Origin of the sequence: Granulicella sp. dw_53 (assembly GCF_018449545.1) — a bacterium.
Taxonomy (GTDB): Bacteria; Acidobacteriota; Terriglobia; order Terriglobales; family Acidobacteriaceae; genus Edaphobacter.
The window spans coordinates 133,311-148,842 of record NZ_JAAVUR010000001.1 but is presented as its reverse complement, the minus strand read 5'-3'; the positions used below and the strand labels follow the sequence as shown (position 1 = coordinate 148,842).

Annotated in this window: 14 protein-coding genes; 2 read left to right on the top strand and 12 right to left on the bottom strand. The window is 55.9% G+C overall.

Annotation, left to right across the window (positions count from 1 at the left end; translation table 11 throughout):
* Window positions 1–8: 8 nt before the first annotated feature.
* From HB393_RS00655 to HB393_RS00640, 4 genes are read right to left on the bottom strand one after another with little or no spacing between them, the layout of a single operon-like run.
* Window positions 9–1,385: a hypothetical protein gene (locus HB393_RS00655; protein ID WP_213803218.1), complete on the bottom strand. Its 1,377-nt coding sequence runs from the start codon at window positions 1,383–1,385 to the stop codon at window positions 9–11.
* The gene (locus tag HB393_RS00650) at window positions 1,382–2,191 is read right to left on the bottom strand and encodes a hypothetical protein (RefSeq protein ID WP_213803217.1); all 810 of its coding nucleotides are present in this window, start codon (window positions 2,189–2,191) and stop codon (window positions 1,382–1,384) included. Before HB393_RS00650 ends, HB393_RS00655 begins: the two co-directional genes overlap by 4 nt.
* Before the next feature lie 30 nt (window positions 2,192–2,221).
* Window positions 2,222–2,785 (bottom strand): SLATT domain-containing protein, encoded by a 564-nt coding sequence (locus HB393_RS00645; RefSeq protein ID WP_213803216.1) that lies wholly within the window; start codon window positions 2,783–2,785, stop codon window positions 2,222–2,224.
* A complete protein-coding gene (locus tag HB393_RS00640; RefSeq protein WP_213803215.1) occupies window positions 2,782–3,699 on the bottom strand; it encodes a nucleotidyltransferase in 918 nt (305 codons plus the stop codon). Before HB393_RS00640 ends, HB393_RS00645 begins: the two co-directional genes overlap by 4 nt.
* Window positions 3,700–3,936: 237 nt before the next feature.
* Between HB393_RS00640 and HB393_RS00635 the strand changes: the two genes are divergently transcribed.
* Window positions 3,937–5,250, top strand: coding sequence for an ATP-binding protein (locus HB393_RS00635; RefSeq protein ID WP_345944955.1), 1,314 nt, complete (start codon window positions 3,937–3,939; stop codon window positions 5,248–5,250).
* Window positions 5,247–5,918, top strand: a complete 672-nt coding sequence (locus HB393_RS00630; RefSeq protein ID WP_213803213.1) for an RloB family protein — start codon at window positions 5,247–5,249, stop codon at window positions 5,916–5,918. Before HB393_RS00635 ends, HB393_RS00630 begins: the two co-directional genes overlap by 4 nt.
* A 275-nt stretch (window positions 5,919–6,193) precedes the next feature.
* On the opposite strand, the gene mobF is transcribed toward HB393_RS00630, so the two are convergent.
* The 8 genes from mobF to HB393_RS00590 all read right to left on the bottom strand — a co-directional run bounded on the left by mobF (window position 6,194) and on the right by HB393_RS00590 (window position 15,529).
* On the bottom strand, window positions 6,194–8,914 hold the full coding sequence (mobF, locus tag HB393_RS00625) for a MobF family relaxase (RefSeq protein WP_213803212.1): 2,721 nt from the start codon (window positions 8,912–8,914) through the stop codon (window positions 6,194–6,196).
* Window positions 8,915–8,916: 2 nt separating this feature from the next.
* Window positions 8,917–10,854: a type IV secretion system DNA-binding domain-containing protein gene (locus tag HB393_RS00620; RefSeq protein ID WP_213803211.1), complete on the bottom strand. Its 1,938-nt coding sequence runs from the start codon at window positions 10,852–10,854 to the stop codon at window positions 8,917–8,919.
* Window positions 10,851–11,243 carry a hypothetical protein gene (locus tag HB393_RS00615; RefSeq protein WP_213803210.1) on the bottom strand — a complete coding sequence of 131 codons (393 nt, stop codon included), beginning with the start codon at window positions 11,241–11,243 and terminating at the stop codon, window positions 10,851–10,853. The genes HB393_RS00620 and HB393_RS00615 overlap by 4 nt, the downstream gene beginning before the upstream one ends.
* A gap of 201 nt (window positions 11,244–11,444) precedes the next feature.
* Window positions 11,445–11,768: a hypothetical protein gene (locus HB393_RS00610; RefSeq protein ID WP_213803209.1), complete on the bottom strand. Its 324-nt coding sequence runs from the start codon at window positions 11,766–11,768 to the stop codon at window positions 11,445–11,447.
* A 23-nt stretch (window positions 11,769–11,791) separates the two neighbouring features.
* Window positions 11,792–12,739, bottom strand: a complete 948-nt coding sequence (locus HB393_RS00605) for a RepB family DNA primase (RefSeq protein ID WP_213803208.1) — start codon at window positions 12,737–12,739, stop codon at window positions 11,792–11,794.
* 100 nt (window positions 12,740–12,839) lie between these two features.
* Window positions 12,840–13,235 (bottom strand): single-stranded DNA-binding protein, encoded by a 396-nt coding sequence (gene ssb, locus HB393_RS00600; RefSeq protein ID WP_213803207.1) that lies wholly within the window; start codon window positions 13,233–13,235, stop codon window positions 12,840–12,842.
* 522 nt (window positions 13,236–13,757) lie between these two features.
* A complete protein-coding gene (locus HB393_RS00595) occupies window positions 13,758–14,726 on the bottom strand; it encodes an ATPase, T2SS/T4P/T4SS family (RefSeq protein WP_213803206.1) in 969 nt (322 codons plus the stop codon).
* Entirely contained in the window at window positions 14,723–15,529 is an 807-nt protein-coding gene (locus tag HB393_RS00590) for a type IV secretion system protein (RefSeq protein WP_213803205.1), read from the bottom strand. Before HB393_RS00590 ends, HB393_RS00595 begins: the two co-directional genes overlap by 4 nt.
* Between the last annotated feature and the right edge of the window lie 3 nt (window positions 15,530–15,532).

Below are 15,532 nucleotides of genomic sequence, written 5' to 3'. Positions count from 1 at the left end.
CAGCCTAACTATTGAGCAGCAGTGCGAAATCTTCTGTAGTGCCTCTGAAGCCAAGGTATGGGGGAGACATCCTGCATTCTGATCTTGATAAGTTCCTCAAGGTCAAAATCTGAAAGGATTAGCAAAACTTTCCGGGGATTCGAATCATTGAATATCGAGATCTGTTTCCGAAGCAAGTTATCGCCGGGCGGTTTCCTGGTCACGATGTATCCCAAGCGGCCAATCCTGTCGCCTAAATAGGTGGCTGCTTGATTCAGAGCGGCCATCGTAAGATCGTCGGTGTTCTTGACCTCGAACATCACGAACAAGGAATCGTGGGACGTCCGCACGTAGTCGAGGAAAGTCGCGTCAGAGTCATTCGTAAAGATAATATCCCTACGTTCGGTACCGTCAATCGTGCGTTCCTCAAGGCGCCCGTCGATCAGGTCTGGGCAGAACACGAATGTAAGAATGTCGAGGACAAGCCCCTGATACGCTGTAGCATCCGACTGTCCTGGAGGGATCGCGGCCAAACGCACTAATAGAGACTCTCCTGTGCCAGCGGAGCCGTTTTCAAGCGGAGGTAAGATCGGCTGAGCAGCTGCCGCTTGTTGCTCCCGTTGCTTAATATAGGCGTCGATGATGGCGGTCTCTACGCGGCTTGTAGTTGTCACTTCAGCCTTTGAGGGCGCGCGTCCGGCCACTCTCCCGGTCCTGTTCCGAGCTTCCAGATAGGCTCGAAACTCAGTCTTGACGAAGTTGTCATAGTTAATCCAGGGGAGTTGTCGAACTATTCTTCGAGGCACGAAGAGAATTGCCCTCCCATCCTCAGAATTGACCGGGAGGTCATAATATCCATCGCGCCAACATCTCTCCGTTGAGTCGTAGACATGGCTGATAGGGACTAACGACTGAATGGTAAGGTTATGAACCTCACACTGGCGTTGAGTATATCGAATCAAGTATTCCTTCAGAATGTTCGAGGCGATGTCGCCTACTCGATCCGGCCCTATTCCAGGCGAGATTAGCTGCATTTCTTCGACGTGCCTGATGCCACGCTCCATAATCGCCGGCGACACTTTCAGCGAGCCGATCAGAAGAGTCGTCAGGATCTTGCCTAGTCCAGACCCTCTTTTGTCGCTCGCGCCGTATCCGAAACCAATTTCCGCCACTTCGGGAAAATCTAAGATGTATTTGGCCCCTAACTCGTCGGCTTTGGCAATCGCGCTGACCCCGTCCGCAAAGTGCTCGACAATGCTGGTATGGAGCGTCCGTAATTCAGGATCGCGGCTCTTGAAGAGAAGAAAGGGATCGATGCAGAGCGGCAAATCGCCCACGAGACGAGGGATGACGAAATCTACTTCGAGCTGCCGCAATTGTGGGAATACATTGGAGTCTTTGATCATTTTTGATGTGGCTCGAATGTAATTCCATCTCTCGGGGACTCGTATAAAGGGATACCAATTCGATCTAGTTTCTCAAAATCGAAGAGCAATACATCATCGTACTTTTTGAACCAGGTTTCTGATATAAGGCCGTCGACCTTTGCTTTCACCTCAGATTTCCGAATGTACTCGTCATACTCGTCCGTCTGATTCTCGTCGCTGTCGACATCCTCTTCTGCGGGCTCGGAATCCTCTTCTTCGTCCTCAGCATCGTCCGAATCAGTAGCGTCACTATCATCTTCTTCGCTTGCCGAATCCTCATTCTCATCCATCTCGGAACTCTCTGGTTCCTCGTCATTGGTGTCCTCGGTATAGAAGTCAATCTCATCCTGCTCGGCAACTCTCAAAGCAGCAGCGATCGTCTGAAGCTCAGTTCCTGTAGTGGAATGTTTGTCGGTTTCCACCTCCAACATCGAAGTAAAACGTTCGCTGGCCTGTTGAAGAATTCGAAGCGATAGCAGGATATCCGGATAGCTCGGGTTGTCGCCAGCAGGCACGAAGGATTTCAAACGATCCAGGTAAGCATCGCGAAATATGAGTGCCTTGGCATCCGCTATCTGCGTGTTGACCACTTCGACCAGCAGATCGGACGGAGGTACCACAGACTTGCTTTTGGTGAGTTTGTCGACTTCCTCGTATAGACCTCGAAGCTGGCTTGTCTGTGCCGAGTGATTCTGATGCGCCTTTCTGATGCTGTCCGCGAACTTCCTATGTTCGTCCAGTGCGGTCACAGTTGAAGCTAACTGCTCTTTTCTCGAGAATTCCATCTGTCGCCTCTTTAACTGGTGTTGGATAAATTACGGTTGCTTTATGCGTAGATTCGCCGGCAGCATTGCATCAATCTCATCGTCGTTGAAGGTGAAGTGGCCCCGTTTGATCATGTGATCTGCTGCTGCATACGCCTGTGGAGAGGTGTTCGGGGCAAATTTGTAAACAGCGGTGACTTCGCGGGTTATGATTTCGAGCGCACGTTCAAGCTGTTTCGTCTCAGTAGTTGGCATATGGCACTGAGTAATGAGCAGCAGCAACTGTTCGCGTATCCATAGCAGTTCTTTGGCTGCGACGCGATGTTGACTTTCCTTTCCTACGGGATCGAATCCAGATTGATATAGGGCAAACGCAGCTGTGGCCGCAGCGAACAGAGCCGTCAAGATTAGGGCCCATGCGGGCTTGATAACGGCCGATACGACAGCGAACATTGTGGTGAGCGCGGTAAGCAAGATATTGATGCGGTTCATCGTGCAAGCCTTACCTGCCCAAATCTCGCGTTCCTGCTCGTGAGTTTTATGAGTGTAGACGACGCGGCCATACAGCTCCCGCGCTGTGCCGAGGATGTATTCGCGCTCCGGACCGACACTCATGCCTGCAACAACGCCCCGAGCAACATTGACGTCCCCTGGAAGGTTGTACCGAAGATCTTCTGCCATTCAAGGGTGGCCGAGTACGGTTTATCTTCTTTCTCGAATTCGCAGGCTTTCACGGCGCGGGCGTACGCAGACTGGGCTTTCGTTCCCCAGCAATCCCCAAGTTCGATCCACTCTTCAGTACCTGGTACCCGTGTCCTGCCGTCAACGTATAGGAGCAGGAACTGGAAGAAGTCGCGCACCATCCAATCGTAGTAAAAGACTGTCTGGCTCCGAAACTGCCATTGATTCACGAAAATGACAGCAAGGACCTCTAGTGAAATAGACTTCAATTCGACGTTGCAATCGTACTTCCATGCCTTCAGCATTTTTGTAAGGTGCCTCGCCTTCCCTTGGGTGGCGAGGTCCGCGGCATGAAGCTGTTTATATTCCTCAACCGGGTTTGCGATCTTCCAGCTTCCCATACCGGACGTATGGGCCGTCAGGAAAGTGCCATCGAGCATACGAAAGGCCGGGACGACCTCAACGTGATAGCTCTTGAACGGTGCCTTGACAATTTGGCCGTCAGCCTTGAGTGGTGTGCTCGGGAAGGTGACGAGAAGCGGGGCCTTCAGTTCCTGGAGCAATTGGGACTGCCCATTGCCAGACACGGTGTTGATACGGGTGTAGACGTCCCACGGAAGGATAAAGAGCATGTCCAGGTCGGAATGGTTGCTGGAACCGCAGTCCTTCCCATACGAACCGACCTTGACGTAGCAACTCGAATCGAAGATGAGCTTGTTCGGGTAATACTTTGCAAAAAGTGAGCGGGCAATTCGTTCCGCCTTGCCGTCAGCGTCTTTCCGATCGTCCGGTGACAACTCCAGCTCTTTGAGAAACCTGTCGAAATGGGAGATTACATAATTCCACACGTCATACCTCCGTCTCCGCCTTGCCCCTTTGGTGTGCCGCTGGCGACGCGATCCCCAGGTGCAGGTAAGGACTGAAGTATAGCACATCTGTGATTTTTTCACAGATAAGACGCGACTGGCAGTTGAGAATGGGGCGTTCGAGGTGCTAAAGTGTGAATGTTTCGTAGGGGTGATTCAATGATCGTTTCTCTTTCCATATCCAATTTCCGATCCTTCCACTCTGAGGAGACCTTCTCGTTGGCTGCCAGCAACCGGCTGGCTGGAACACATGATGAACATGTGGCTTCTATACCGCACTCAGATCAAAATGTATTGAGGATTGGTGTCTTGTACGGTGCCAATGGCGCTGGTAAATCTAATCTGTTCAAAGCTTTGCGGTACATCAAGGCGGTGGCGCTCGGGCGAAGAGAAAAAGGAAGGGGCACAGCACGCGAGCCATTTCGGCTTGCCGGCACTACGGAAGAGCCTTCTACTTTCGATTTGCAATTCATCGCCGCTGAGAAGTTGTATAGGTTCGGCTTCAAAACCGACGACCAGCGAATCACAGAAGAGTGGCTGGCAGAGGTGATCGGGGGCCGCGAGAAAACTATTTACGAGAGAATTACGAATGCCGACGGGCAAGTAACCGTTGAGGCTCCCGGTCTCAAGGGATTGGGGGAAAAGCTGACGGCGCTGGTGACTGTTGGTGGTCCCCAAAACCAGAGCTTCTTGGCAACAGTTAACGTGACCCTGAACAAGATGGATTATGGCGACCATTTGCGGAGCGTTCTCCATTGGTTCAAAGAAGGGCTCGAACTAATTGGCCCTAACGTGCCGTTTGGCCAGCTTGGCCCCTATCTCGCCGACAATCCTGATTGTCTGGAGTTTGCTGGCTCGTTCCTGAAATCTGTGTCCACTGGCGTAGATCACCTACAAGTCTCGAAAAAGGAAATTACAGAGGAAGAGTTGCGCAGTCTGTTGCCTCCCGATCTAGTTTCGCGGGTCCTAAAGGGACTTCTTGAAGACGACGAAGGATCAGCTCTCGTCCGACTCACTGAAGGAAACGAACTGTTGATCGAGCGCTCTGGCGAAAATCATTTCTATCGAATCACGGTACGCGCTGCTCATCAGAGTCAAACGGGCACGATTGTCCCGTTTGAATTGAATGAGGAATCTGACGGTACAAAACGCCTTTTAAATTTGATGCCAGCACTTCATGGCTTGCATTCCAGCACAAAGGTATATTTCATCGACGAGATTGATCGAAGTTTGCACCCTAATCTCGTTTGGGAGTTCGTAAATTTTTATCTGAAATCGTGCAGTGGATGCCAAGCACAAGTCATCATCACAACTCATGAATCGAGCTTATTGGATTTGGATCTTCTGCGGCGCGACGAGATATGGTTTGCCGAGAAAGATTCGACCTCTGCAACCCGGCTTTACTCGCTTACTGATTTCAATGTTCGGAAAGACCTAGAGATTCGAAAGCACTACCTGAAGGGTCGTTTCGGAGCAGTGCCCTTCTTAGGTGATCTGGACCGTTTGCTTGCTGAGACGGTGCATACATCATGAGTTTGTTTAATCGACAACCGAGGCCAATTCCGACAAGAGATAAAGACCCCGCCAGCCTTCGAGATGATCGCCTCTTTATCATCGCTTGCGACGATACCTATGCTCCAGCGCAATACTTCAGCTTTTTCCGGCTGACGCGAGTCAAGATTCACGTCATACCAACCCCACACGACGGGAGTTCCGTAGCGCAGTACGTTCTGCAACGCCTTTTGGCCTACGGTTTTGAGGAGGACGACGAGCGTTGGATGCTGCTGGACACAGATCACGTAATTCAAGGGACTCATCTAAGAGGCTTCCTTCAGGCTTTGCGTGAAGCGGCAGATCAAGGTGTTAAGGTTGCACTCAGTAAACCGTGCTTTGAGCTTTGGCTATTGTTGCACCATGTGGATGAAGCAGCAGTGGCGGCCCTAGGAAATGCGGCGGAGGTGGAATCCGCTCTGCGGAGGATTCTCGGCGAGTACAACAAAACCAATCTGAAGGAGGAGCACTACCCTCCTGCCACGGTAAGACAAGCGTGTGAACGGGCTGAACGTTTAGACCTCACGGTCGAAGGCGGTGAAATCCCAAACGGAAATACGAGCCGCGTATATCAGCTTTTAAGCGCGATTGCGAGCAAGTCATTACCTTCTCAACTGCCAGTTGAGCTTCACGGACTGTTATCGAAATGATGCGGGGCGCTCGGAGAGCGTGCGAAGCATCTGTCTTCATATACCGGGATCGCAGTGTAATTGGCGCTGATCCTGGTCGCCACGGTCTGGAATGATGCAGTGTAGCCCGCTGAAATCATACATCTAGCGGGATCGAGAGCGCGCAAAGGCAGTAAACGTTTAGAGCTGTCAAGAAATGCTTTAGTCGACACATTGCTGCGCAGTCGAATGATGCGGGACTATGCGCCACACTGGACCTTTACAAACCCCTCCTAGGAGGCTCATCCCATCGACCGTTAGAGCGCTTGTTCCAATCCCGGCTCTACGACGGATTGAGAAATCTGCACCGCCGCAGTCTTACTGATATCGTGGATAACAATGCGACTCAGTGACGCCGCATTGTTAGTAAAGATTTGAGCATCATGGCTGGCGCGTGAGACGGACACGTACGCAAAGCGCGAACTAATCAGGTCGGGATGGGTATGGGTATCGACGTTAACCAACACCCGATCTGCGGTGAGTCCCTGGGAACTGTGGCTGGTGACTGCGTAGCCATGATCGAAGTGCCGCATCCGATTGGCGTCAAAGCTGACGGATTTCCCATTGTCCATTTTCACGGAGAACTGGCCGTATTTGTTGATGCGTTCCACGGTGCCAAGGTCGCGGTTGGCAACGCCCAACTCTTTTGACGGCGCGGTGAAGCTCAAGCGGTCGCCAACAGCAAACTCCCGTTCCAACTCGCGGTAGACGGTCACGCCGTATAACCGCGCAGGGTTGTAAGTGGTAGTTGTTCCGTCCTCTTTCTGAACGGTCAGCAGATTGTCTTTGGGTTGGATAGCAATGATCTTCGCATAGCTCTGCTTTTCAATGCCGATGTCCTGACTGCCACGCGGATAGTAGAGTACGTCATTCACCGCATAGCGAGCGGCCCAGGTACGGTCGGCTCCAGTCATATCGGAACGCGGCGCGAGCACGCGCATCGCATGATCTTCTACAGCGACTGCGCCAAGGGCCTGCAATTCGGAACGCACGGCTTGATTGATCTGACGGCGCGAGGCGTTGTCGGGCGAGACGACGATGGTGTTGTCCGGGTTGGCGGCGTAGCTCCGCGCAATCGCCGCGATGCGCTGTTGTGCATCGGCAATCTCCGTAACGCGCCCCTGTTGTTCCAACAGGGCGACGCCCTCTGCGACTTCGCCGCGCGACAGATGCTCGACCGCTTTCAGCAGCTCCGGGGCGGCGCGTTGACGCACGATCTGGTCAAGCTGGGTGGCCTTCATCCCGGCGTTGACCAACTGCTCGAAGGGCTTGCCCGCTTCGACGCCCTGATGCTGGCGGGTGTCTCCGATGAGCAACACGCGGTCGCTAGATGCGAGTTTGGCGAGGAAGTCACGGACCTGTTTCGTGCTGGCGAGACTGGATTCATCGAGCATGTAAAGATGACGGTCGGGGTTCCGCTGGCCGGGACGGACAAGGAAACCCTGTAGGGTGTCGGCACCGATCCCGGCGTCGCGGAGCTGGTTGGCGGCGCGGGATGTCGGGGCGAAGCCTTCGACGACATAGCCGCGTTGTTCGGCTGCTTCACGTACCGATTTCAAAAGGGTCGTTTTTCCGACACCAGCCCTCCCTTCCAGCCCTTGCACGACATCGCGCGAGGTCAGAATCTCCTCGGCGGCAGACCGCTGTCCGGCATTGAGATGCTGCTGCTTTTCGGTATGGGCGACGGCGGCTTGTATGGACATGATCTGCTCGGCGCGACCCTGCCCCTGTTGCATCCGGCGCAGGATCTCTTGCTCGGCGCGGATCGTTTCGGCGGTCGTGAAGCTCCGGCCTGAGTCGTGTTTCTGGCCGGACACAAGCTGGAACTCCCCGGCGGCAATGCGAGCCTCAAACCCGGCGCGAACTTCCGAGTACGTTGTTTCACTCATGCCGCGCCGCAAAGCATCGCGGTAAAGCTCGCGTTCGTCGGTGACGGCTTCGCGCTCAAAGCTGCGGTCGCGGGCATAGGTGACAGCCTGCCGTGCAATCTGTTGCGAACTCTCCCGGTCATGCTCGGGCGCATATTCCTGACCACGCCTCCGCGCTTCCCTCACCACTTGGTCGGCCTGGTTGCCGAATTCAGCGGCGATCTGCCGATGAGCGGCCAGTACCTCGGCGGGCGAGTGAATTTCTTTGCGGTCACGGGTAGAGTGCGCGGCGATCTGTGCGGCCTCCGGCCCCTGATAGCCGGTCTTTTCCAGATGCTCGCGTATCTGCTGGCTGCGGGGGCTGGAGGCATCAAGATACTCCTGGGAGTAGCCTCTGATCTCCGGTGCGCCACTGCGTCCCGGTTCAATCTCGTAACCGAGATTGCGGAGGCGATAGGTCAGTTCCGATTGATACACGGCGGTCGCAAACTGCTGTGACTCAAACAGGCCTCGCTCCTGCAAGGCCCGCGTCTGCCCGTTGTCGCGCACGGCGACATTGAAGATGACGGCGTGAGTGTGGAGCTGCGGCGCGGCGTAGCCGTCCACGGGGCGCGCGGTGTCATGCTCGAACTTCGCGGCGATGAACTCGCCGGTGGTTTCGGCGGCGTGGTTGCCGCCGATGCGGGCTTGCGTGTACCTTTCCAGTTCGCTCAAAGCGACGTTCACCGCTTCCCGGTGCGCGTCCCGCACCCGGTCATCGCCGCCGACGAGCGCGGTGAGTGAAACCGACTTGGGCGCGGAGAATGTGGCGTCCCAACCGGCACGATGTTCTACCGGCGCGACGGTCTTCCCATCCGCGCCTTCGTACTCCTGGACGATGCGATGACGTACAAGCTGCTCGGCAGTATGAGGGTGTTGGCCGTCGGCGAGCCGCGCAAAGTGTTCCTCGCTCACGGGCCCGGCAAGGTCAAACTTTTCAGCCAGTTTGCCATGCCACTCGCCCAAACTCCGATCGTCTTGCTTCCAATAATTCTGTTCGGCAGACGTGAACTCCTTGGCGTGGTACGTCTGCGCCTGCGATGCGGAAAGCGGTTTGGAGATCGTCAACATGGTTAATCTCCCAACGAGAATCCTGTCTCGACTGGCTCGTCTTCGCTATCGCCGGGAACGGTGGTTGCGGTTATGTCGGCAGGCTTCGGCGGCTTCTTCGTGAGCGTTTTTGGATCGAAGGTAAGGTCATCGTCGTCCAGGGGACGCGGCACAAACGCGGGCTGGGTGGCGGGGATGTCGTGATAGGCAAATGAGAATCTGGCTACCGTGTTACCCAGCTTTAAGAAAGCGTGTCGGTCGGGAAGACCGGAGATTTCCGAGTCCAGCACCAACGGTTCGACCTGGCGCTCCAGACTGAAATTGTTGCCAGCCCGTAGGCCGGTGGAATGCGTCTCCCGCAGCCGCTCGATCTCAACTTTGCCGATGGCGTTCGACACCCACTCGGCGGCCTTGGGCTCTGTGATTTTCAGGAATATCTTGGTGGCCGGCTGCGACAACATCACCTCGGCCAGATGCCCGTAGATCATCTCAAGCTGGGCCTTACCTTGGAAGCCAAGGATAAGCGGGTTCTTCGCCTTTCTGTTCTCTGTGATCGCAGTATGCAACTGCGGCAGACGTTGCAGACTCGCCAGTTCATCCAGTACGAACCAGACGGGATGCTGACTCTCTTTCGGCTCGTTCAAGAGACGCAATACGAGCAAATCGATCCAGAGGCTATGAAGCGGACGCAGGGCCTCGCGTTCGCTGGGCTTCGATGTAAGGAAGATCCATCCTTTCCTTTCTTCCGCCCATTCGGTTGCAGTCCAATGACTCGCGGCCTGCTCTTTCCGTGGAAGCATTCGAAGGCTATCGGCAATCAAACCGAGTGAGGCCAGAACGCCGTTGCGCTGCTGGTGCGCTCCCTTCGCAATCATCATCGCCATCTCCGTGTTCTGTACGCGGCGGTCGATCTCGTCTGGGTTCGCCATCCACTCCACCAACTCCTGCGGCGATGGGCCGAAGGTCAGCAGATGGGCGAAGATTTTCTGCGGTGTCTCGGTGAAAAATTCGCCTTTCTTATCTGTTGTCGGTTGGTACAGGGACGCGGCAATGGCCCTGGCCTCGGCACGGCGGCGCAGCTCTTCGGATGGTCCCCAATAGGGGCACCGCGCATCGAGCGGATTCAAAATAATGTCGCCGCGACCGGCATCGTAGAACCGTTGTACGAACTCGCAGGCCGGGTCATACACGATGGCGGAATGACCGCGCTCCTTGATCTGTACGAGTAGCTGCATGACCAGCCGGGACTTGCCCGCGCCGGTATCGCCCATGATCTCGATGTGCTGTCCTTCGGCGCGTTGCGGGATACGCATGAGGTGCTTCGACTCGGTGGTTTTGAATCCGACGCCATCGCCTTGGATGGCTTTGTTGAAGCCAGTTGGAGAGACCAAGACCGGGCCTTTGAGGAGCCGTCCATATTTCATTTCTTTCAGTCGCCGAACGTCTTTGCGGACGGCGAATGGAAGCTGAAGTAGAAACACGGCAAGCCCTGACCAGAGCGGTATGCGGAAGATAGCCAAGAGCGAATCGCCGTCATAAACGAAGCGACGAAGGTAGTCATGAAGCGGGCGGTTCATGTAGGAAACCTTCGCTCCCCGATACAGAAAAACGATGCCGGAGGCATGGGCCGCTGGGGATAGCGCCAAGGGTATGGGCTTGCCGATTAGCTGCGGCGTTGAGCCTGGCTGCACATCGGCTTCGGTGACAGGCCGGGCGTGATGCTGGCGGTCGGCTACCGTAACAAGCTGGTACTCGCTGCTCTGACGCATGGTGCCGAGGAACCCCGTTTCGGCATAGCAGGAGAGGTAATAGCGTTCGAGCGGCGTCATGACAAAGGCGAGGTGGAGGTAGACGCAAAGCACGGTCACCACGAGCGCAACGAACACGGCTCCGAAGCCATAGACGGGATAGTGAGGCGGACGGACGATGGTTTCTTTGCGTCCCCATTGTGTGTCGGTCATGGCTGTTCTGTTGTCCCTTCCGCATAGCTGGCGAGCATGTCTGCGGCCGCTTTGCGCTTATTGGTTTTCACGTACCGGAGCATTTCCTTGAACTGCTCCGGTGTCATCTTTTCGCCCCGCAGCAACGGCTCAAGGGTGTTGATGAGCAGGAGGCGTAGGGCTTGCACTTCGGCAAACAACGGCGCGCCGTCGCCGTGTTGCTGTCCGTTCGCGGCGTCCAATAGAACTTCCCGCGCCCATTCGCGGAGGTTCTTTCCGCAGCTTGTGGCAACCTGCAATAACGCTCTTTCTTCACTGGGGGTAAAACGCGTGGCGATGCTCTGCGTGCGAGTTTCGCGTCCCTTAAGCCGCTGGAGGCGGCCTTCGATTTCAGAGGTGGGTGAAAGCATCGCTGATCCTTTTGAGGCCAATTTCGGGCGCGGTTCCAAATGGAACCGCGTGAATTTGCCCTCGGCGGCAAGCCACTTGTTTTCTGTATGTTTCCCGTTGGAACCAAATCGGTTCCAAACGCAACCCTGCGAGGGATGGAGTGTCAATCTTCTTCCGGTGCGCAGCACCGCTGTGGCTCAGCCACAGATGTAGGCGCGGGATCATGCCTTCGATCCCGCCGCAGATGCAGGCGTTTGTGTTGGCGATGATGCCGGGCCAGCGGACTTTTTTCCCTGCTCGGCAACATCATTTCCATTGCCGCGACGAACACGAAGTGTCGGCGTAATGCGCTGCGCTTCAGGCGACTTCAGGAACTCCTGGAAGTCGCGATCCTTGGAGAAGACATAAGCTACCGCTTGCTCGACGACATCGTCGGCGGATGCTCGAATGAAAGAGGCGTACTGGTCGATTTGGGTGGCGGTAGAGTCCGTGAGTCGAATAGAAGCACTAACGTGGCGGGTTTGGGTGACTTCGAGTAGTGGCATTGGGTTCTCCTTTGGTGGTGAAATCAGGCAAGCTTTCTACGAGCAACCATCCGCTGTGCGGTGGCCGCGATCTCCCGAGCACGCGCGGCGCAAAGTGCGGAGGGAAGCTCAAAGCGGCGACGCTCTGAAAGCATCGTTATTACGTCTCCTATTGGAGCGCCTTCAAGAAACCATTGACGGGCGGATGCAACGTCAACGGTCCGCTGGGCGTAGTAGACGGGATTCGGCTTATCGGCCCGACGCGAGGCCAACTCGTGCGTCAGCTTGGCGGCGTCTTTGCCTTGGGCAAGCTCGTGGCAAGCCCACGACCAATCCTGTTCCGAATGGCTATCCTTATGAGCGGTAGAACGCCGCGCGTTACCGCGAACCAGTTGCGTCGCAAGTGGCCCATCTTCCAACGGGCGAAAGTCCGATGGATACGAGATCGCGTCCGAGGGATATTCGACCGTCACGCAGTGAGCGGGAGAATACTTCCGATTGAGGAAACCGGGGATGCGGAGTACCCGGTTGCAATCGGTGCAGGCGGGGTCGCCCCCGAATGCAGTCGCCAGTTGCTTCAAAGTGAATTCCTGTGTCTCGAAATCGAACCCTTCGACGCGCCAGAGCACCTGATACTTGCCGGGAGATGTCGACAGGATGGCGGTCGGGATCGGCACGTACTCCGACGCTCTGAGCGTAGCGAGACGAGCATCCCCATCCTCGTCGATATCGAGATACAGATGAGAAACAGAAGCGATGTTGTCTTTGGTGCGCTTGCGGCTGCCGATGCGTAATGGGTTAGCTGCGACGTAAACATTCGCGCCGTTGTGGTTCTCGTGCGTGAGCCATCCGAGATAACGCCGCGCGAGCGCCTGCTCCAGGGTCACGACACGCTGCTGGGTCTTTGCTGGTATCTCCGTGCGTAGCAGGAGAGCAATCGTCGAGCCCGGTGCGAAGCAACGGGCGAGAAAGTCTTTCGCAATTTCATTCATCGAATCCCCCTATCCGGTCTTTCGACGCGAGCGCAACACCAAGGGTTTAGCAGCCGAAGAAGTCCGGCTGATGCCGGACTTCCAAGCAGTTGTGACCCCGCTAGAACGGGATGTCATCGTCCGTCGTCACTGGCTCCGCCTCAAGCTCTTCCGGGGTAGCCTTCTCAGCCCGGTCCAGCTTGAGGATCGAAGTCACCCGAACGCTGTCAGTGCGAACCGGCTTCTTCGCCTTCTTCGGCGTGTACTCGATGTGGCGAATCTCGCCCTCGACCTGAATGTGCGCGCCCTTCTTGAGCGTGGCGGCAAACTCGCTGAACTTGCCGAAGACGATGCAGCGATGCCATTCGGTATGCGAGACGTATTCGCCGGTATCTTTGCTCTTGTATGAGGTCTTGGTGGCGATGGAAAACGTGGTGAACTTCTGGTCGTTCTTGCCGGTGCGTACTTCCGCGTCGCTGCCGAGGAAGCCCATAAGGATTGCTTTGTTCTGGTACATGGTGGTGATCTCCGTTTCGTTGAATTTCCCGTATCCTGCTCGGGTCACACTTAGCGAAGCGAGCGAGTGGGCCCGGCTCCCAAGTGCCAAGGAGTGCTTTCCTGGTGTGGGCCCGGAAGAAGTTTGTGCGGCGCACTTTGCCGCGGCTTTCAAACTTGTTCTGGGAGGTGCCGAGAAAGCAGAACGACGCCGTGCCGCAGGGCGCCGGAAAGGCCCCGAAGCGTGATCCCGAGAAGAGGACGGGATACGAACCGGATGGCACTCCAATGAACCAGAGGAATCTCCACGCTTCCCGTGACCGGAAGCCCGGCTGAACACGATGCCTACGGCCAGAGCCTCCGCCTCGGCAAAGAAACGGCCTGAGCACGCGAAATGGCATGTGTACGCCGCCTGCCGTTTGCCTGCGATTGCCACGCTGGGCGCATTCAGAGACGAGTTGGGGTGAACAGCTACATGAGCCGTATGGAGAAGCATGGAAGCAACCTCAGTTCGGATTGAATTCGTTAGCTGAAAGCCCGCGCATCAGGCGTCGGAGGCACGATAGACCTCCTCGGTGAGGAACGTCTGTTCCCCGTGGCTGTAGCCGGAGACGGTAATCAGTTCCCGGACTCTTCGGCGGCCCTTGGCATCTCGCTCGCAATGCAATACAAAGTCCACGGCTTTGCCGGTCTGCGACCGGACAAACGCCTGGTCTAAATTGGTTCTTGCACTCAGGGCCATGTCAGCCAGCCTATCCAGCGCATCCAGAGCGGAGTCTGCGTGCAATGTCGAGAGCGTTCCCCCATGCCCGGTGTTCATGGCCTGGAGCAAGTCGTAGCCGCATTCGTCACGGATTTCTCCCATGATGATGCGGTCGGGACGGTGACGGAGAGCTGCCGCCACCAACTGACTCGGCGTGATGGCAACCTGGCCGGGGATGGCAGCGACTGCCTCCCAGCGAACGGCGTTCGGATGAGCGATCTTCAGTTCGGCAGGTTGTTCGATTACGACGAGTCGCTCCTGCATCGGAACATGGTCAAGAAGGGCCTTCATTAGCGTTGACTTGCCTGAGCCTGTGCCGCCGCTGATAATGCCGTTCTTCCGCTTCTGGATCAAATTCACAACGTCGTCGCGAACGAGGGATGGAAAGCTACCGGCAACCACAAGCTCGTCGCTGGTAAACCAACGATTGAATTTGCGAACGGTAAGAGTTGGGCCATTGATCGAAGACGGAGCGCCGACGACGGCCACACGCGAGCCGTCAGGCATACGCGTGTTAAGGATGGGATTCTGATGGGTAAGGTCTTGCCCAAGGATGCGGGCTACACGCTCAATGGCCGCTTGGAGGCGATCATTCGTGTAAGGCGCGGAAAGCGGAATATGCTCGACCACGCCTCCCTTATCCGCGAAGACTCCCGTAGTCCCATTAATCATCAAATCGGAGATAGACGGGTCAAGTAGAAGCGCCCGCAACTCATCGGGAAAGAACGGGAGTATGAGTTCAAAACTCATCGCGTCGCTCCGGTCACGGGCTGAGCGATGGCATTGGGATTCGCGCCAGTGGTTCCCGGCGCGACAATGTCCACGGAGACCCGATTCTCGTGGAACTCGGTAATGGTCAATCCGAGAGGGTTGATGAACTCATACTGCGGATAGATCTTCGCCTGATCGCTGACCTGCTTGGGGTTCAGGTAGTACGTGACAGAGAGGAGCCAATGTTCCGTCCGTGGCTCATGCGAGTGTTCTTGGGAGAAGACCTTGTCGAAGGTCACGAGCGCCGTGCCGCGTGCGATTCGGACCCCTTGTACTACCTCTTCCGACATCGCTGTAATGGTGACATTGCGAACCTGAACGTCGCTCGATTCCACCTGGCCGCCGGTGACTTGAGAGACAAGATGGGCCTGATTGTCAGAGGCCATCAGTTGAGCCGCTAGGGGTTGAGAAAGGAAGTAGTAGTTCAACGGATACTTCTTCGCGATGACATCGCGATTGATGGTGTAGCGATAGTTCGCCCAATCCGTCAGGTACGTCCTTACTTCGCCTTCACGAGGGCTGTAGTTTAGGTCGGTATATTGAATCGCCTGCGCTCGTCCCATCTCGTCGATGCGGATATAACGATTGGCGATTGGTTGATGGGCCAGGGAAAAGTTCAGCCACATCGATCCGCAGAGCAAGACGGTTCCGCAGCCAATGATGAGACGGTAGGCTTTCCGCTCCGCATAGTGGGCCGAATAGACCTCATTACCGATCTGGTCGGCGAGCAGTGATTGCTTCGGCGTAAGCGCACGGTCAATGGGTACTGTGTGCGTGGACATGAG